This is a genomic window from Blastococcus saxobsidens DD2 (assembly GCF_000284015.1).
Lineage (GTDB): Bacteria > Actinomycetota > Actinomycetes > Mycobacteriales > Geodermatophilaceae > Blastococcus > Blastococcus saxobsidens_A.
Genome location: NC_016943.1, coordinates 1,877,091 through 1,895,320 on the forward strand (window position 1 = coordinate 1,877,091; position 18,230 = coordinate 1,895,320).

15 protein-coding genes, 1 tRNA gene and 1 riboswitch are annotated in these 18,230 nt (G+C 73.5%); of the genes, 5 read left to right on the top strand and 11 right to left on the bottom strand.

Annotated elements, in window-relative coordinates:
• Nucleotides 1–516 precede the first annotated feature (516 nt).
• From BLASA_RS08805 to BLASA_RS08815, 3 genes are all read right to left on the bottom strand, one after another.
• Entirely contained in the window at nt 517–771 is a 255-nt protein-coding gene (locus BLASA_RS08805; RefSeq protein ID WP_014375759.1) for a hypothetical protein, read from the bottom strand.
• 383 nt (nt 772–1,154) lie between these two features.
• A complete protein-coding gene (locus BLASA_RS08810) occupies nt 1,155–2,051 on the bottom strand; it encodes a tyrosine-type recombinase/integrase (protein ID WP_197536279.1) in 897 nt (298 codons plus the stop codon).
• Between the two features lie 99 nt (nt 2,052–2,150).
• Nucleotides 2,151–2,227 (bottom strand) — tRNA-Ile (locus BLASA_RS08815).
• A gap of 159 nt (nt 2,228–2,386) precedes the next feature.
• A riboswitch (cyclic di-AMP (ydaO/yuaA leader) is annotated at nt 2,387–2,543 on the top strand.
• 43 nt (nt 2,544–2,586) lie between these two features.
• Here BLASA_RS08815 and BLASA_RS08820 point away from each other — a divergent pair.
• Together BLASA_RS08820 and BLASA_RS23405 are read left to right on the top strand one after the other, a co-directional pair.
• The gene (locus BLASA_RS08820; RefSeq protein ID WP_231839589.1) at nt 2,587–3,801 is read left to right on the top strand and encodes a M23 family metallopeptidase; all 1,215 of its coding nucleotides are present in this window, start codon (nt 2,587–2,589) and stop codon (nt 3,799–3,801) included.
• Between the two features lie 40 nt (nt 3,802–3,841).
• Nucleotides 3,842–4,234, top strand: coding sequence for a hypothetical protein (locus BLASA_RS23405; protein ID WP_014375763.1), 393 nt, complete (start codon nt 3,842–3,844; stop codon nt 4,232–4,234).
• Here the strand turns inward: BLASA_RS23405 and BLASA_RS08830 are convergent.
• Complete coding sequence (locus BLASA_RS08830; protein WP_014375764.1) at nt 4,231–5,124, bottom strand: maleylpyruvate isomerase N-terminal domain-containing protein; 894 nt, start codon at nt 5,122–5,124, stop codon at nt 4,231–4,233. The genes BLASA_RS23405 and BLASA_RS08830 overlap by 4 nt on opposite strands.
• 538 nt (nt 5,125–5,662) lie before the next feature.
• Between BLASA_RS08830 and BLASA_RS08835 the strand changes: the two genes are divergently transcribed.
• On the top strand, nt 5,663–6,163 hold the full coding sequence (locus BLASA_RS08835) for a DUF3145 domain-containing protein (protein WP_014375766.1): 501 nt from the start codon (nt 5,663–5,665) through the stop codon (nt 6,161–6,163).
• A gap of 171 nt (nt 6,164–6,334) precedes the next feature.
• Here the strand turns inward: BLASA_RS08835 and BLASA_RS08840 are convergent, their stop codons facing one another.
• The 6 genes from BLASA_RS08840 to BLASA_RS08865 form a co-directional block, all read right to left on the bottom strand.
• Nucleotides 6,335–7,747, bottom strand: a complete 1,413-nt coding sequence (locus BLASA_RS08840; protein ID WP_014375767.1) for an acyl-CoA carboxylase subunit beta — start codon at nt 7,745–7,747, stop codon at nt 6,335–6,337.
• A 45-nt stretch (nt 7,748–7,792) separates the two neighbouring features.
• Entirely contained in the window at nt 7,793–9,034 is a 1,242-nt protein-coding gene (locus BLASA_RS08845; protein WP_014375768.1) for a beta-ketoacyl-[acyl-carrier-protein] synthase family protein, read from the bottom strand.
• Between the two features lie 102 nt (nt 9,035–9,136).
• Complete coding sequence (locus tag BLASA_RS08850) at nt 9,137–9,382, bottom strand: acyl carrier protein (RefSeq protein WP_014375769.1); 246 nt, start codon at nt 9,380–9,382, stop codon at nt 9,137–9,139.
• A 195-nt stretch (nt 9,383–9,577) separates the two neighbouring features.
• A complete protein-coding gene (locus BLASA_RS08855; RefSeq protein ID WP_014375770.1) occupies nt 9,578–10,546 on the bottom strand; it encodes a beta-ketoacyl-ACP synthase III in 969 nt (322 codons plus the stop codon).
• Nucleotides 10,543–11,745, bottom strand: coding sequence for an acyltransferase domain-containing protein (locus BLASA_RS08860; RefSeq protein ID WP_041775687.1), 1,203 nt, complete (start codon nt 11,743–11,745; stop codon nt 10,543–10,545). The genes BLASA_RS08855 and BLASA_RS08860 overlap by 4 nt, the downstream gene beginning before the upstream one ends.
• A 164-nt stretch (nt 11,746–11,909) precedes the next feature.
• Nucleotides 11,910–13,088 (bottom strand): PucR family transcriptional regulator, encoded by a 1,179-nt coding sequence (locus tag BLASA_RS08865; RefSeq protein WP_014375772.1) that lies wholly within the window; start codon nt 13,086–13,088, stop codon nt 11,910–11,912.
• Nucleotides 13,089–13,170: 82 nt separating this feature from the next.
• On the opposite strand from BLASA_RS08865, the gene BLASA_RS08870 reads away from it, so the two are divergent.
• Both BLASA_RS08870 and BLASA_RS08875 read left to right on the top strand, forming a co-directional pair.
• A complete protein-coding gene (locus tag BLASA_RS08870; protein WP_014375773.1) occupies nt 13,171–13,722 on the top strand; it encodes a pirin family protein in 552 nt (183 codons plus the stop codon).
• A gap of 84 nt (nt 13,723–13,806) precedes the next feature.
• Nucleotides 13,807–15,012, top strand: coding sequence for a M20 metallopeptidase family protein (locus BLASA_RS08875; protein WP_014375774.1), 1,206 nt, complete (start codon nt 13,807–13,809; stop codon nt 15,010–15,012).
• A gap of 90 nt (nt 15,013–15,102) precedes the next feature.
• On the opposite strand, the gene aceE is transcribed toward BLASA_RS08875, so the two are convergent.
• Nucleotides 15,103–17,919 carry a pyruvate dehydrogenase (acetyl-transferring), homodimeric type gene (gene aceE, locus BLASA_RS08880; RefSeq protein ID WP_014375775.1) on the bottom strand — a complete coding sequence of 939 codons (2,817 nt, stop codon included), beginning with the start codon at nt 17,917–17,919 and terminating at the stop codon, nt 15,103–15,105.
• Nucleotides 17,920–18,230: the final 311 nt, after the last annotated feature.

Genomic DNA, 18,230 nt, shown 5'->3' on the forward strand with positions numbered 1-18,230 from the left:
GAAGGAGTTGCCATGGCGGGTCATCAGTCATCGCCGCAGGACCGCGGGTGCCGCCTCCCTGACGCCGGTCGGGCCAAACCCAAGGACTGCGATCCTGCAAGCCCGTCCGCTGTCAGCCAGCGGGCGCTGCGGGCGCGCATGGCAGCGCATCAGCTCCATGCAAGGGTGCGGGACGCCGCAGCACATACGGCGCCTGCGCGGGCTGCGTTTATGTCTCGGTTCGAACGGGAGGTGGACCCGGACGGATCTCTTGATCCTCGTGAGCGAGCTCGTCGGGCTGAGCATGCACGCAAGGCGTACTTCGTCCGTCTCGCGCTCGCCTCGAGCCACGCTCGTGGATTGCGCCGCAGCGGCCGTGGCGGTGGCGGTGGCGGTGGCGGTCCGAGGCTTTCGGCTGGAGGTGAGGCGTAGGTCTCGTGACGCGTCCCTTGCCGAGGGGCTGATCCACACCAGCCAGGGGAATCTCCCTCCCGACCCCCGCATCGGGACATGCCCGCTGTATGCCGCTGGTTGCGATCAACTCGGCTGTGGCGTCCAGCGTCGCTTGGCGTCGGCGAGAGTGGCCTCGTAGCCGTTGCGGTGTCGGACGAACTCCTCCGCCAGCTCGGCGTATTCGTCGTCAACGGCCACTAGCCAACCGGGACAGCCGGGGCCGTAGGAGGTGGATCGTCGGTAGGTGAGATGCTGACCGTCCTCCGGGTCGAGCCAGTGCTGGTCGACGTAGACGCGGGCGGGAGCGCTCATTCGCACGAGGAGCCGCAGCAGCGACATGCGCGGACGGTTCGCTTGGGCTGTAGGGCTGTTGGTCCGGTCTCGCATCCTTCAGCCGGCCCGCATCTTCGCCCGGAGGGCCTTCGTCCGGTAACCGAGTATCGGCTGCCCTTCCGGCCCGAGGCTGTGCGTCCGTCGGCTGGGCCCACCGCGCCAGTGGGGACAATGCGACTCGACTCGGGGAGTCGCCGCCGCACAGGCCTGCTGCTTGCCGGAGCGGTTCTTGCCGGGGATGTGCGCCTTCCGGACGACGGCGCCCGTTGTCCGGCCAGCGTGACCCTGCGGACCGCAGGCCACGTAGTGGCCCCCGACTCCAGCGATATGGGGATGCCGCCAGGGCCGCTCCGCTGCGGTGCGACCCGCGGCGCCCAGCGGAACGTTCGCTACAGCCGGTCACCGAGGCCGGCGCGATGGAAGGCGGCGCGGGCCCGCTCGTCGGCGGCGCTCGCAGCGTAACGGCCGACCATCTCTCGCGAACGCCAGCCGGCGAGCCGCATGAGGTCCTGCTCCTGTCCGCCACTGGCCAGCCAGGTGTGGGCGTAGGTGTGCCGGAAGCGGTGCGGGTGCACGTTGGAGACGTGGGCTTCGGCGGCGCGGCGTTCGAGCATCTGCCGGACGCCGGAGTCGGTCACCCTTCCCTTCTTGCCGAGCCACAGTGCCGGAAGGGTGGCCTGTGGGTGTGTTGCGCGGGCGCGCAGGTACCGGCGCAAAGCATCGGCGGTCTTGGCGCCGTACGGGACCGCACGGCCACGTCGTCCCTTGCCCATCACCAGGGCCACGCTCTGCTCGGAATCCAAGTCGTCGACGTTGAGCCCGGCCAGCTCGCCGGCGCGCATGCCGGTGTCGATGAGCATGCGCAGCATCGCGGTGTCCCGGCGGTTCTCGAAGGTGTTGCCGCGGGCAGCGTCCAACAGGGCCCGCAGCTCGTCGTCGGTGAGGATGTCGACCGGCTGCTCAGGCACGGCCGGAGGACGCATCCGCTCCATCGGGGATCGTGGAATCTCGCCGTCCTCGGTCAGCCAGCGGAAGAGCTGCTGCATGGATCGGTAGTGCTTAGCGACGGTCGCGGGGGACACGCGCTCGACGAGGGCGGCCAAGAAGGCCTCAAGGTGGTCGCGACTGATCGCGCCCGCGGTGGTCGGCATCCCCGCCTCCCGGAGATAGCCGACCAAGTTCTCGCCAACGCGTAGGTAGCTGGCGATGGTGGACGGGGCGACATTGCGGGCGCGCAGGTGGGTGCGCCAGTCGGGCAGCAGCACCGCCAGGTCATCGACGGCCATCGCGACACGTGGAGGCGGGGCTGAGGACATGCCCACAGCGTAGTCGAATCCCCGTCTCTTGGAGCGCTGTGCGGGATTCAGTACCCGCGTATTGCCTGGTGGTGGGGCGGGTGGGGCTCGAACCCACGACCCAGGGATTATGAGTCCCATGCTCTGACCGGCTGAGCTACCGCCCCGGTGCGGACAGCCTGCCAGACGCCGCGCCCGCACCCCCGCCGTGTCGTGGTGCGCGTGGGGCGGACCGAGTAGATCCGTTACCTTGCTGTGACATTCTGGCTCCGCGCTTGTAGCCTTCCTCGCGGTCCACCCGATCCCGCTCCCGAACCCGGGGGCTCGGGCGGACCCCGCCGAACCGCCCGTCCTGATGGCCGGGTGGACCGGGGACCCATGTTCTCTGGGGTGAATCCCGTCTGCGCTCCCGCAGGCTGACGGGTAGGGCCACGTTCCGGCCCGAACCCGTCAGCTGACCTGGTAGGCGGACCGAGGAACGGAGACCGTCGCCTTGGCGACCCTGCGCCACCCGCATCACCGCACCATGTCCCCCGTCCGCCGCTCCGCCAAACGCGTGGGTCTACGCCGCACCGGTCCCATGGCCGCCGCGGTCAGCGCCCTCCTGGCGCTGACCATGCTCGGCGCTCCGACGGCGTCGGCCGCGCCGGCCGACGCGCAGAGCGAGCACGATCGCGTGGCCGCGGAGATCGCCGGCATCGAGCAGCGCGTCCGTGACGCCGAGGCCCGTCTCGAGCAGATGACGCTCCGGGCCGAGGAGGCCAGCGGTGCCGTGCTGGCCGCGGAGGCGGCCCTCGTCACCGCCCAGCAGCACGCCGATGCCGTCGCCGCCGAGCTCGCCGCGGTCCGCGCGGCCGTGGAGAGCACGCAGAAGGACGTCGCGACCCTCGGCCGGGAGGCCTACATGGGTGCCGACGAGACCTTCGGCGAGATGGAGATGGTCCTGCACGCCGACGGCCCCGGAGAGCTGCTCCAGCAGGCCGCCACCCTCGACATCCTCGGTGAGGAGCGGGCGCAGGTCCTGGAGGAGTTCGAGGTCGCCGAGGCACGAGAGACCCGGCTGGACCGGGAGGCGAAGGCGGCCGTCGCGGAACGTGACGCGGCCACCCGCGAGGCCCAGGAGGCGCAGGCGGAAGTCGACGCCCTGCTCGCCGGCGCACAGGCGGACTTCGACGCGCTCACCGCGGAGAAGGCGGCGCTCGACGGCCAGCTGCGCGAGGCGGAGACCCGCCTGCTGGAACTGCGCGGTGCCGAGGACGCCGCCGCCGCGTGGGTGGCGCAGGAGGCGGAACAGGAGGCGGCCGAGCAGGCGGTGAGCACGTTGACGGCCGCCGCGGGTGCCATCGCGCCCACGCAGGGCCGGGTCACCTCCTGCTACGGCGCCCGGTGGGGGACCATGCACCTCGGGGTGGACATCGCGGCCCCGATCGGCACCCCGGTCTTCACGCCCGAGCCGGGCGTCGTGCTCCAGGCCGGGCCGGCCAGCGGCTTCGGTCTCTCCGTCGCCGTCCAGCACCACGACGGCGCCATCACCGTCTACGGCCACGTCAACCAGTTCTTCGTCCAGCCCGGCCAGGTGGTGACCGCCGGCCAGCAGATTGCCGAGGTCGGCAACCGCGGCCAGTCCACCGGCCCGCACCTGCACTTCGAGGTGCACCACGGCGGTCTGTACGCCGACCGGTCCAACCCGGTCCCGTGGCTGGCACAGCGCGGCGTCTCGCTCGGCGGCAGCTGCGGCTGATCCAGCCCAGCCGTCCCGCCCGCGCGCGCAGGATGGGGGCGTGCGGGTGGCGGGGGAGCGCATCGAACTGCGGGCGGCCGCGCTCGTGGCCGTCCTGCTCGCCGGGGCGGTCCTGGCGCTGACGGTGGACCTGCCGTCGGGAGCGCAGGTCCGGACGTGGCTGGACGGGCGTGGCCCGGAGGGCTGGCTGCTCCTGGTGGCCGTGCTGGCCGTGGTGCTGGTGGCACCCGTTCCGCGGTCGGTCCTCTCGGTGCTGGGCGGGGTGGTGCCCAGCACGGTCGTCCAGGTGGGCATCGGGGCCTCGGCCGGCTTCGTGGTCGCGCGGGTCGATGCCCTGGTCGCCGTCCCGGTCGTCGTCCTCGCGGTGCTCGCGCTCGGTGCGGGCGGCGCGTGCTGGTACCGCCCGCGCGCGGCAGCCGGGGGAGCGGCCTAGCCGCGACCGAACAGCCGGCCCAGTAGCCCGCCGGCGCCGCCGACGGTGCGTGCAGCCAACTGCAGGATCGGCCCGCCGGGGATGCCGGGTACCTCCTTCACGATCGGCGCCAGTTGCAGCAGTCCGCCGACGTCGTGCACCTTGAGCTTGCGCCGGGCCACGGCGGGCACCGGGTTCACCCGTCCGGACGCCGCGTCGAGCAGCAGATCGGCCGGGGCCTCGACGGCCGGGCCGTCGACCACCCCCGCCGGGGTGCGCCGCACCTGCCACCCGTCGTCGTCGGCGACGAAGCCCCACCCGCCGTCCGGCGTCACGAGGGAGACCTGACCACGGGTGCCGGTGGCGGCGGCCAGCGCGCCGGTCACGTCGGCCAGGGCCGCCAGGCCCGACTGCAGCACGGCCGGCGGCGGGGGCTCGGCTCCGCAGGAGACCAGGTCCAACCCGTGGACGGCGAGCTCGTAGGCCTGTCCCAGGACGACGCTCAGCAGGGGCAGGCGCCCCACCACGGAGACGGCCGGGGCCGTGTCGAGCGCTTCGGGCTCCTCGCTGAGGTACCGGGCGGTGGCCGCACGGTTGCGGTGCAGCGCCGCCAGCACCTCATCCCGGGAGGCGTCGCGGTGGGCCCCGGTGACCCGGGCGTTGACAGCGTCGGGGTCCGGGGGCGCCCCCGGCGCACCGGCGCGGGCGGAGACGATCAGGTCGTGCAGGGCGGTGTGGTCGTCCCAGCACCCGAGGTGCACGCAGATCTCGTGTGCCCGCCAGCCCGGCAGGCGGGAACTCCGGTCGAGGTCGACCGACTCCGCCTGCGCCAGGAAGGCGTCCCACGCGCCGAGCACCATCCCGGCGATCTCGTCCCGGCCCCTGCCGGCCATGCCCTGGTGTGCACCCACGTCCGGCCCCTACCCGGCCTCCCGCTCGGGCAGGCATGAGTGCCCGCCGGACGTCCGACGGGATGGCCGGGATCGAGCGGGGTGACGCCGTCACGCCCGCCGACTCCACGCCTCGTGCTGTAGCAACCACGCCGGGTGATCGGTCTGCGGCGCGATTCATGCAGGTCGCACGCGGCAGTACGGCGTGTCCAACCGCCCAACCGATCACTCTCGGTGACGACGGCCTCGCACCCGCACGGCAGCAATCGCTCCACACCGTCCGGTCGGGCACCGGCCGGGCGTGCGGTCTCTGAATAGCGTCAGGCGGGTAGACGGCGCCTTTCCGCCGTGATATGGGTCGCTGACCAGCAACAAGACCGGGTCCGAGTGATCACGGACCACTTTCGTCCCAGGAATCGCACCCGGGCTGGCGCGATGGGGGCACCATCGTGCAAACTTGTCGAGGGAGCCCTGCTCCGTCACTGCCGAACACAGCGCGTCACCGAATCGATGGGTCCGTAGGGGAAGACGAGACCGATCGAGTCGATGGAGGTGCCCGGTGCAGCGACGGTCAACCCAGGGTGTCGTCTTCGTGCACGCGTGCCCGAAGGCGCTCTGCCAGCACGTCGAGTGGGCGCTGGAACGCGTCGTCGGCGCGCCGGTCTCCCTGTCGTGGGCTGAGCAGCCCGCGGCGCACGGTTCCTACCGTGCTGAAGTGGCGTGGACCGGCTCGCCCGGCACCGGCGCCAAGCTGGTTGCTGCGCTGCGCGCGTGGCCGATGCTGCGCTTCGAGGTGACCGAGGAAGCCAGTCACGGCAACGACGGCGAGCGCATGTCCTACGTGCCCGGGCACGGGGTGTACCGGGCGCCCACCAGCGCCAACGGCGACCTCATCGTCACCGAGCAGCAGCTGCGGCGCCTGGCGGCCACGGCGACGTCCATCGAGGCCTTCCGGCACGGCGTCGACCAGCTGCTGGGCGCTGCCTGGGACGCCGACCTCGAGGTCTACCGGCACGCCGGTGACGGCAGCCCGGCGACCTGGTTGCACCAGGTCGTCTGACCGCGGATACCGGTGCCCGCCGCTCGCCGGCGGGTCACGAAACGAACACGACACTTCTGGCCGGACCCGGAAGGCGTCGTAGCCTGAGACCGGTCGTCCGGGCGCCGTCGGGGAAGCGGCGCCCGGACGGCCCCTTTCTGTGCCGGGCAGCGGCGATCGCGCCCGCCAGGCTCAGAGTGGGATGTTGCCGTGCGCCCCGCGACCGAGCGGCGCCGAGGCGAGCGCCTCCACCAGCCGCTGGCGGGTCCGCAGCGGCTCCACCACCTCGTCGACGACGCCGATCTCCAGTGCCCGGTTGACCCCGCCGGCGATCCGCTCGTGCTCCTCGGCCAGCCGGGCGTGCAGCGCCTCCCGTTCACCGGGAGGCGCTGCGGCCAGCTTCTTCCGGTGCAGGATGCCCACGGCGGCCTTCGCACCCATGACGGCGACCTCCGCCCCGGGCCAGGCGAAGACGGCGGTGGCGCCCAGCGACCGGGAGTTCATCGCGATGTAGGCACCGCCGTAGGACTTGCGCGTCACCAGCGTCACCCGGGGGACGACCGCCTCGGCGAAGGCGTGCAGCAGCTTGGCCCCACGCCGGACGACGCCGTCCCACTCCTGGCCGACGCCGGGCAGGTAGCCGGGCACGTCGACCAGCACCAGCAGCGGCACCCCGAACGCGTCGCACATCCGCACGAACCGGGCTGCCTTCTCCGCCGACGCGGAGTCCAGGCAGCCGCCCAGCCGCAGGGGGTTGTTGGCGATGACGCCCACCGTGCGCCCCGCCAGCCGGCCGAGGGTCGTGACGACGTTCGGCGCGAACCGCGGGTGCAGCTCCAGGCCCGGCCCGTCCAGCATCGCCGAGACCAGCGGCTTCACGTCGTAGGCGCGGTTGGTCTGTTCCGGCAGGAAGGCGGCCAGATCGGCGCCGGCGTCCTCGTCGACGGGGGCGAAGCTGCCCTGGGCGGCGAGCAGGTCGACGGCCAGCCGGGCCGTCTCGAGGGCGGCGGGCTCGGAGTCCGTGACCACGTGCACCACGCCACTGCGCCGGCCGTGGGTGTCCGGCCCGCCGAGGCTCTCCATGTCGACGTTCTCGCCGGTGACCGAGCGGACCACCTCGGGCCCGGTCACGAACACCCGGCCGGCCGGACCCATGATCACCAGGTCGGTGAGCGCCGGGCCGTACGCGGCGCCGCCGGCGGCCGGGCCGAGCACCACCGAGATCTGCGGAATCCGCCCCGAGGCGCGGACCATCGCGGCGAACACCTCACCGACGGCGTGCAGGGCGGTGACGCCCTCGGCCAGCCGCGCGCCACCGGAGTGCCAGATGCCGACCACCGGCACCCGCTCGCGCAGCGCGGTGTCGATCGCATCGACGATGTGCCGGCAGCCGTCGATGCCCATGGCGCCGCCCATGACCGTCGCGTCGGTGCAGAAGGCGACCGCCGGGGTCCCCGAGACGGTGCCGCGGGCGGCCAGGACCCCTGAGGTGTCCCGGGCCCCGAGCTGCTGCATCGTGCCCGGGTCGAAGAACCGGCGCAGCCGGTCCTCCGGGTCCCGCGGGTCGGGGCTGGGCAGCGGGGGCGCGGCCTGGGCGGTCGTCACGGCGTCTCCTCGGGAAGGGGGCCAGGGGCCACGGGGGTGGGGCGCTCAGGAGGTCGTGAAGACCAGCGCGATGTTGTGCCCGCCGAAGCCGAAGGAGTCGTTGACCGCCGCGCTCAACGTGGCGCGGCGCGGCTCGTGCCGGACGATGTCCAGCGCCTGGACGGCGGCGTCGTCGTCGGGGTCGTCCAGGTTCGCCGTCGCCGGGACGATCTGCTCGCGCAGCGCCAGGATGGTGAACACCGCCTCCAGTGCGCCGGCGGCGCCGAGCAGGTGGCCGGTCTGGCTCTTCGTGGCGCTGACCAGCACGTGGTCGCCCAGCGAGGAGCGGATCGCCGCGGCCTCGGCGGTGTCGCCGACCGGGGTCGACGTCGCGTGCGCGTTGACGTGCCCGACGTCGGTGGGGGAGAGCCCGGCGTCGCGCAGTGCGGCCGTGATCGCCCGGCCGGCACCCTCGCCCTCCGGGTGCGGAGCCACCAGGTCGTAGCCGTCGGCCGTGCCGGCGGCACCGGCCAGCCGGGCATGCACCCGGGCGCCCCGGGCGGCGGCGGAATCCGCGCGCTCCAGCACGAGCGCGGCCGCGCCCTCGCCGAGGACGAAGCCGTCACGTCCCTTGTCGAACGGGCGCGAGGCGCGCTCCGGCTCGTCGTTCCGAGTCGACATGGCCCGCATCGCGGCGAAGCCGGCCATCGGCAGCGGGTGGATGCACGCCTCCGCACCGCCGACCAGGACGATGTCGGCCCGGTCGAGGCGCAGCAGGTCCAGACCCCAGCGGATGGCCTCGGCGCCCGACGCGCAGGCGCTCACGGGTGCGTGCACGCCACCCTTGGCCCCGATCGACAGGCCGACGGCGGCGGCGGGGCCGTTGGGCATGAGCATCGGGATGGTGAACGGGGAGACCCGCTTGGGGCCCTTCTGCTCCAGGACGTCGTCCTGCCCCAGGAGGGTCAGCGCGCCACCGATGCCGGTACCGAAGACGACGGCGATCCGCTCGGGGGCCACCCCGGCGTCGGCAGCGCCGGACTCGGCCCAGGCCTGCTCGGCGGCGATGACGGCCACCTGCTGGCTCCGGTCGAGCCGCCGGGCGCGCACCCGGTCGATCTGCTCGGCGGGGTCGGCGGCCAGGCGGGCCACCAGCTGCGCCGGGAACTCCTGCACCCACTCGTCGGTGATCCGGCTGACGCCCGAGCGCCCGGCGAGCAGGGCGTCCCAGGTGCTGGCCACGTCGCCGCCGAGCGGCGTGGTGGCACCGAGGCCGGTGACGACGACGTCCGTGGTGGACGGGCTCATGGGATCTCTCCTCCTGCTATGTGGCCGAGCGGCACTGTGGGGTCGCCCCCCGGTGTGGGAGCACGGTTCAGCCGTTCCGCTCCCACACCGGAGGTGCGTGGGTCAGCCCTGGTTCTTCTCGATGAAGCTGATCGCGTCGCCGACCGTCTTGATGTTGGCCAGCTGGTCGTCGGGGATGGCGACGCCGAACTTGTCCTCGACGGCGGTGGCGATCTCGACCATCGACAGCGAGTCGACGTCGAGGTCCTCGGTGAAGGACTTCTCCGGGGTGGCGTCGGCGGGGCTCACCCCGGCGACCTCCTCCAGGATCTCGGCCAGACCGGACTGGATCTCCTGGGTGCTGCTCACTTCGTCTCCTCGCTGGCGCTCGTCGGCTGCGTTCGCAGGGCTGCTGTGCTCATTGGTTCGCTCGCAAGCTCGCTCACCAGAAGGGTCCTCTCTCTCGGATGGGGCGGGCGATGCCCGCCGTCGTCCGGGACATGGTGTCCCGGCAATCTGGGGTGGGGCTGTTCGTGGATAGGTCGCCCACGGAGGTGGTGGCGTTCACGGGAGGATGACGACCTGGCCGGCGAAGGTCAGGCCGGCCCCGTAGCCCAGCAGCAGGGCGACGTCCCCGGTCTTGGCCTCGCCGCTCTCCAGCAGGGCCGACAGCGCCAGCGGCACGGAGGCCGACGAGGTGTTCCCCGCTCGGATCACGTCGCGGGCGATGACCGTGCGGTCGGGCAGCTTGAGCCGCTTGGCCATGAGCTCGATGATCCGCAGGTTGGCCTGGTGCGGCGCGAAGACGTCGATGTCGTCGGGGCCGACGCCGGCCCGGCGCATGGCCTCGACCAGGGTGTCGGTGAGCTTCGAGGTGGCCCAGCGGTACACGGCCTGGCCGGCCATGCTCATGCCGGTCTCGTTCGGCGGGATCGCGATCGCCTCGTGCAGGTCGCCGTCGCTGCCCCACACCGCCGGGCCGATGGCCGGCTCGTCGGACGCGGTGACGACCGCCGCGCCTGCCCCGTCGGCGAAGATGATCGCCGTCGCCCGGTCGTCGAGGTTCGTGTAGTCGGTGAGCCGCTCGCCGCCGATGACCAGGGCGTTGCGCGCCGTGCCGCTGCGGATGGCGTCGGCTGCCGCGCTGAGCGCGTAGCACCAGCCGGCGCAGCCGGCGTTGATGTCGAAGGCGCCCGGCCGGGGCGCCCCGAGCTGGTGGGCGATCCGCGGCGCGAGGCCGGGGATCGCCTTCGGGGGGCTCGTGGTCGCGAGCAGCACGAGGTCGATGTCGCTCGCGTCGAGACCGCTCGCTGCCAGTGCCTTGCCGCCGGCCGCGACCGACATCTCCACGAGCGTTTCGTCGGGCTCGGCCCAGCGACGCTCGGCGATGCCCACCCGGCTCTGGACCCACTCGTCGCTGGTGTCCATCCGCTGGGCGAGCTCGTCGTTGGTCACCCGGCGGCGGGGGCGGTAGCTCCCGAAGCCGAGGATGCGGGCGCCGGGGGCGCCGGGCGGCAGCTGCAGCGGGGTCACGCGGTCACCTCCGGGTAGAGCCGGGCGATCGGGTCGCCGGCGTCGACGAGGTCGCCCTCGTGCACCAGCCACTCGGCCAGCACGCCGTCGTAGGCGGCGGAGACGTTGACCTCTTCCCGCCGGCCGCGGATGCAGCCCAGCGGCGTGCCCGCGGGCAGGTGCGTGCCCTCGGCGACGTCGGCCGGGCTGACCGTGCCCCGGGCGGGGGCGACGACCATCCGCCAGTCGGGCAGGTGCTCGGCCTCGGAGCGGCCGCGCTCGGCCTCGATCAGCGCCCGCGCGTGGCCGAGGTCGGCCGGGCTGCCGACGGCGAGCACCTCGATGCCCGCCCCCTTCCACTCGCGCTTGGCCAGCCCCGCCAGCGCCCCGGCGGGAGGCAGCTCGATCACGGCGGTGACGCCGAGCTCGCGCATGGTGGCCAGGCAGGAGTCGAAGCACACCGGGCTGGTGACCTGGCTGACCAGGCGGGCCAGCGCCTCGCTGCCGGAGTCGACGGCGGCGCCGTCGGCGTTGGAGAGCAGCAGCCGGCTGGGGTCGGCCGGACGTAGTCCACCGACCAGACCCTCGAGCTCCTCGCGCGCCGGGGCCATGTGCTCGGTGTGGAAGGCGCCGGCGACCGGCAGCGGCATGACGCGGGCCTTGGCCGGTGGGTCGGTTTTGAGCGCATCGAGCCCGTCCAGGGGCCCGGCGGCGACGATCTGGCCGGCCCCGTTCCTGTTCGCCGGGGTCAGCCCGTGGCGGCCGATGGCGGCGAGGACCTCGTCGGGGTCGCCGCCCAGGACGGCGGACATCCCGGTGGGTGTGCGGGCGCACGCGGCGGCCATGGCCCGCCCGCGGACGGCGGTGAGCGCGATCGCCGCCTCGACGGACAGCACGCCGGCCAGCGCGGCGGCGGTGAGCTCGCCGACGCTGTGCCCGGTGATGACGACGTCCCGGCCGGCCTGCGGCGTGTGGGCGACCGGCCCGGGAAGACCGCCCAGCTCGCGAGCGACGAAGAGGCTCATCGCGACGACGAGCGGCTGGGTGACGGCGGTGTCCTTGATCGCCTCGGCGTCGCCGGTCGTGCCCAGGGTCAGCAGGTCGGCACCCGCGATGGCCCCGGCCCACCGGAAGAACGGCTCCGCGCCGGGCAGGTCGAGCCAGTCGGTGAGCATCCCGGGCTTCTGGGCCCCCTGACCAGGGGCGAGGACGGCGAGCACCTCCTCACCGTGCCAGTGATCACCGTGTCCCGCGGCGAGATCGACTACGAAAGGACACCGCTGATCTTTGGAGGATTCCTCCAACTCGCGCCCGTGTTCGACGCCGTCACCGCTCACTCAGTGGTGGGAACCGCACGCCTCGCCCGCGGAGGACGGCCGCCGGCTCAGTGCCAGAGCGACCGGTCGCGGTCGAGGGCGGCCAGCACGAGGGCGACCTGCAGGGTCCAGCTGCCACGCGGATCGGTCGCCGACAGCCCGGTCAGTTCGGCGGCGCGCTTGAGCCGGTACCGCACGGTGTTGGGGTGCACGAAGATCGCCCGCGCGCTCGCCTCCAGGTTGCCGCCGCTGTTGAGCACCGCCTGCACGGTCTCCAGCACCCCGCCGCCGGCCGAGCGCAACGGGGCGGCCACCTGCTCCTGCAGGGCGGCGCGGGCCAGCGGGTCCCCGTCGAGCGCGCGCTCGGCGAGCAACGCGTCGGCGGCGACCGGGCGGGGGGCCTCGGGCCAGGCGCGCGCCGCCCGCAGCCCGGCGAGCGCCGCCGCCGCCGAGACCGCAGCCCGGCCCAGCCCGTCCACGACCGGGCCGGTGACGACCGGTCCGTCGCCGAACTCGTCGCTGATCCGCTCCGCCACGACCTCGAGGTCGCCGGTGCCGCCCAGCACCACCACCAGCTGCTCGGCGTGCACGCCGACCAGCACGTCGCAGCGCAGGCCCCGCGCCGTGCGGCGCACGGGGCCGTGCGGGTCGTCGACCCCGGACGGGGTCGCCCCGACGACGACGAGGGCGAGCGTGCCGGCCGCCCAGCCGAGCGCCGCCGCCCGCCCGGAGAGCTCGTCGGACCGTTCGCCACGCACCAGGGCGTCGACGACCAGCGCCTCCAGGCGCGCGTCCCAGGCCCCCCGGCTCTCGGCGAAGCTGGCGTAGACGTGCGCGGTGGCGAAGGCGACCTCCCGGCTGAACTGCAGGACCGCTAGCCGCAGGTCCTCCTCCTCCCCGGGCGCGGCCACGGATGCCACGCGCTCCTCGACCACCTCGACGGTGACCTTGATCAGGTCCACCGTCTGCTTGAGGGCCACCGCCCGGACCAGCTCCCGGGGGGCCGCGCCGAACACCTCGCCGGTGAGCCGGGGCGGACGGCCGGGGCTGCGGCACCACTCGACCAGGGACGCGATGCCGGCCTGCGCCACGAGCGTCACCCACGACCGCTGGTCGGCCGGCATGGCCCGGAACCAGGGCAGGTCCTCGTCCATCCGGGCGACGGCCTGGGTGGCCAACGACCCGGACGCGCGCTCCAGCCGCCGGAGCGTGGCATCGCTCGGCGGGCGGTTGGTCACCCGGCTCACCCGGTCAGCGTGTCACGCCGTCCTGGGTCGGGGAGAGTGGAGTGGTGGAGGTTCCCCCGGTCGGCACCCGCGAGACCACCCGGTGACCGGTCTGGAGTCCCGGGTCGTCCTCGCCCCCGAGGACGGCTCCCTGGGTCCGCTGCTGCGGATCGCGGACGACCGGCTGGCTCCCGGCGCCGGCTACGGCCGGCACGAGCACCGTGCGGTCGACGTGGTCGCGGTCGTGCTCGCCGGGACGCTGATCCACCGGTGGGCGGCCGGCGCGAAGTTGACCGCGGGCGACGTCGCGGTGCTGCGCGCGGGGGAGGGGCTGGCCCACGACGAGGTGGCCGGCAGCGAGGGCGCGTGGGTGCTGCAGTGCTATCTGCGCAGCGCCGCCCCCGGGGCCCCGGCGGCGCACGCCGTGCACCGGGTGGCCGGCGGGTGGGTGGACCTCGGCCGCGCGGACGCCCGCCTGTGGATGCAGCGCACCGCGGCCGCCGGCGAGCTGACCCCGCCCCCCGGAACGGTGCTCGTCGCCGACGCCGCCGGGGTGCGCCGGGCCGGCGGCGGGCCGGTGCGCGTGGACGGGGCGGCGAGCATCCTGGTCTGGCAGCTCGATGCGGAGCGGCCCGACTGGGCGCGGAACTGGTGAAGGAGTCCTTCCTGCCCACCTTTCGCGGGCTCGCCGGCGGTGCCCTGGACGGGGCCGGCCGCAGATCCGTGTGACATTGGAGGCATGCCGACCAGCCCCTCCGATCTGCTCGCCGCTGCGTACTCCGACGCCGACCGCACCATCGAGCTGCGCCGGCAGCTGCACCGCAACCCGGAGATCGGCCTGCACCTCCCGCGCACCCAGGCCACCGTCCTCGAGGCGTTCGCCGAGCTGCCGATCGAGGTGACCACCGGCACCACCACCAGCTCCGTCGTCGGGGTGCTGCGGGGTGCCCGCCCGGGGCCCACCTACCTGCTGCGCGGCGACATGGACGCCCTCCCCGTGCACGAGGACACCGGCCTGCCCTTCGCCTCGCAGGTGCCGGGGGCGATGCACGCCTGCGGGCACGACACCCACGTGGCGATGCTGGTGGGCGCAGCCCGATTGCTCGCGGCGCGGCGGGAGGCACTGGCCGGGCAGGTCGTCTTCATGGTCCAGCCGGGGGAGGAGGGCTTCCACGGCGCGCGCTACATGCTCGAGGAAGGGCTGCTCGACGTCGTCCCGGAGGCGCCGGTCAGCGGGGCGTTCGCGCTGCACGTCTCGTCCACGCTGCCCAGCGGCACGGTCAACGTCCGCCCCGGGCCGATGATGGCCGCCGCGGACCAGTGGCGGATGACCCTGCGTGGCCGCGGCGGGCACGCCTCCGAGCCGCACGCGGCCGCCGACCCGATCCCGGTGGCCGCCGAGATCGTGCTGGCGCTGCAGTCGATGGTCACCCGCCGGGTCGACGTCTTCGACCCGGCCGTGGTCACCGTCGCCCACATCGAGGCCGGCTCCACCAACAACGTCATCCCCGACACCGCCTACCTGGAGGGAACGATCCGGACCCTGTCACCGGAACGCCGGGCGGACGTCGTCGCCTCGGTGGAACGGGTGGCCGGTCACGTCGCGGCCGCGCACGAGATGGCGCTGCACTGGGAGCACATCGAGGGCTACCCGGTGACGATGAACGACCCGGGCGTGGCCGCCCAGGTGCTGGAGACGGCGGCCGAGCTGCTGGGCCGCCAGGCGGCGGTGCTCATGCCCGCCCCGCTGATGGGCGCCGAGGACTTCTCCTACGTGCTGCAGCGGGTGCCCGGTGTCATGGCGTGGCTCGGTGCCCGGCCGCCCGGCGTCGACCCGGCCACGGCGCCGCCCAATCACTCCAACCTCGTGGTCTTCGACGAGGAGCCGCTGCCGGCCGGCGTGGCGCTCTACGCGCAGATGGCGCTGCAGGCGCTGTCCGGCTGAGACACCGGTCCCGCCCACGGCATAGGAAGCTATACCTACGGTTCGGGTCCCGATTCCGTAGGCAAAGCCTCCTATGCCTGGGGGCGGGGGTCAGGTCGCGGGGCTGGGGTCCGACCGCTCCTCGGCCGGCGCCGCCTGCACGTCCCGCACCTGGTACTTCTCCACGGCCTGACGGACGACGGAACGCTCCACCTGCCCCTCGTCGGCCAGCGACGCCAGCGTGCGGACCACGATGGACTCCGCGTCGACGTGGAAGTGCCGGCGCAGGGCCGGGCGGGTGTCGGACAGGCCGAAGCCGTCGGTACCCAGCGTCGACATGCCGCCCGGCACGTACGGCGCGATCAGGTCGGGGACGGCGCGCATCCAGTCCGACACCGCCACCACCGGGCCCACGGTTTCCTGCAGGCGCGAGGTCACGAACGGGACGCGCGGCTCCTCCTCCGGGTGCAGGAGGTTCCACTCGGCGCACTCGTCGGCCTGCCGGCGCAGCTCGGTCCACGAGGTCACCGACCAGACATCGGCCGAGACCCCCCAGTCGTCGGCCAGCAGTTCCTGGGCCCGCAGCGCCCACGGCAGCGCGACGCCGGAGGCCAGCACCTGCGCCTTGACCTCGCCGGCCGCGCCGTCGTCGGCCCGCGGGCCCTCCGCGTAGCGGTACATGCCGGCGAGGAGCGCCTGCACGTCCAGGCCCTCGGGCTCGGCCGGCTGGTTGAACGGCTCGTTGTAGACGGTCAGGTAGTACATGACGTCCGGCGACCGGTGGCCGCCCAGGGGCGAGCCGGGGTCCTGGCCGTACATGCGCACCAGGGCGTCCTTGGTGATGTGCGCGACCTCGAAGGAGAACGCCGGGTCGTAGGAGACCACCGCCGGGTTGGTGTGCGCCAGGAGCAGCGAGTGCCCGTCCTCGTGCTGCAGCCCCTCGCCGTTCAGCGTCGTCCGCCCGGCCGTGGCACCCAGCAGGAAACCGCGGGCCATCTGGTCACCGGCGGCCCAGATCGAGTCGCCGGTGCGCTGGAACCCGAACATCGAGTAGAAGATGTAGATCGGGATCATCGGTTCGCCGTGCGTGGCGTACGAGCTGCCGGCGGCGGTGAACGAGGCCACCGACCCGGCCTCGTTGATCCCCTCGTGCAGGATCACGCCCTGCTCGGACTCCTTGTACGTGAGCATCAGTTCGCGGTCGACCGAGGTGTAGCGCTGGCCGGCCGGGTTGTAGATCTTCTGCGTCGGGAACAGGGAATCCATCCCGAACGTCCGTGCCTCGTCCGGGATGATCGGCACGAAGCGCGGACCCAGCTCGGAGTCCTTGAACAGCTCCTTGAGCAGGCGGACGAACGCCATCGTCGTCGCCACCTCCTGCTTCCCCGACCCGCGGCGCAGCACCTCGAGCGCCTTGTCGTCGGGCGCCTTGAGCGTCTTGAACTCCGAGCGCCGCCGCGGCACCGCCCCGCCCAGCGCCCGGCGCCGCTCGAGCATGTACTGCATCTCGTCGGAGTCGGGGTCGGGCTTGTAGTACGGCGGCAGGGTCTTGTCCAGCGCGTCGTCCGGGATCGGGAGGTAGAGCCGGTCGCGGAAGTCGGCGAGGTCCTCCGCGGTCAGCTTCTTCATCTGGTGGGTGCTGTTGCGGCCCTCGAAGTGGCTGCCCAGCGTCCAGCCCTTGATGGTCTTGGCGAGGATCACCGTCGGCTGGCCCTTGTGATCGATGGCGGCCTTGTAGGCGGCGTAGACCTTGCGGTAGTCGTGCCCGCCGCGGGCGAGGTCCCAGACCTCCTTGTCGCTCATCCCCTCCACGAGCTTGCGGGTGCGGGGGTCCCGACCGAAGAAGTGCTCCCGGACGAAGGCGCCGTCCTCGGCCTTGTAGGTCTGGTAGTCGCCGTCGGGCGTGGTGTTCATCAGGTTGACCAGCGCACCGTCGCGGTCGGCGGCCAGCAGCTTGTCCCACCCGCGGCCCCAGATCACCTTGATGACGTTCCAGCCGGCGCCCCGGAAGAACGACTCGAGCTCCTGGATGACCTTGCCGTTGCCGCGGACCGGGCCGTCGAGCCGCTGCAGGTTGCAGTTGACGACGAAGGTGAGGTTGTCCAGCTCCTCACGGGCCGCCAGGCCGATGACGCCCAGCGACTCGGGCTCGTCCATCTCGCCGTCGCCGAGGAAGGCCCAGACGTGCTGGTCGGAGGTGTCCTTGATGCCGCGGGCGTGCAGGTAGCGGTTGAACCGGGCCTGGTAGACGGCGTTCATCGGCCCCAGGCCCATGGAGACGGTGGGGAACTCCCAGAAGTCCGGCATGAGCCGCGGATGCGGATAGGACGACAGCCCGCCGCCGGGGTGGCTGACCTCCTGGCGGAAGCCGTCGAGCTGGTGCTCGGTCAGCCGGCCCTCGAGGAAGGCGCGGGCGTAGATGCCCGGGGAGGCGTGGCCCTGGAAGTAGATCTGGTCGCCACCGCCGGGGTGGTCCTTGCCGCGGAAGAAGTGGTTGAAGCCGACCTCGTACAGCGAGGCCGAGGAGGCGTAGGAGGAGATGTGCCCGCCGACGCCGATGCCGGGGCGCTGCGCCCGGTGCACCATGATCGCGGCGTTCCAGCGGATGTAGGCGCGGATCCGCCGCTCGACGTGCTCGTCGCCCGGGAACCACGGCTCCTGCTCGGGCGGGATGGTGTTGATGTAGTCGGTGCTGCGCAGGGCGGGCACGCCCACCTGCTGCTCGCGGCTGCGCTGCAGCATGCGGAGCATCAGGTACCGGGCCCGGTTCCGGCCGGCGTGGTCGACGACGGCGTCGAGGGACTCCAGCCACTCCTGCGTCTCGTCGGGGTCGGTGTCGACCAGCTGACTGGGGAGCCCGTCGGTGATGACCGCGCGGGCCTGTCCTGCCCGGGCGGGGTCGCCGTCCGGCTGCTGCGGTGCGCTCATGGCCCTATCGTCTACCGCCGACGTAGCCCCCGTCACCTCTGCTGCCGCTGGATGGAGAACTCGTGTCGCGCCGTGCCGCTCCCGGCGGCGGGCGCGGTGGCCGTACGAGGCTTGCGCCGTGCCGGTCATGGCCTACGCTTCCGCCTGCGGCGCCGGAACGGACGGCGCCGCCCCGGATGCCCGGCCCTGACGGCCGGGCGGCGGGCGCGTCGGCGGAGCGAGAGGGGTGACATGACCGGGGTGCGGGTGGTTCTCCCGCTGGTCGTGTCCGTCCCCCGCGCGTGCTGGCCCTGCCCCGCCCCGATCTCGTG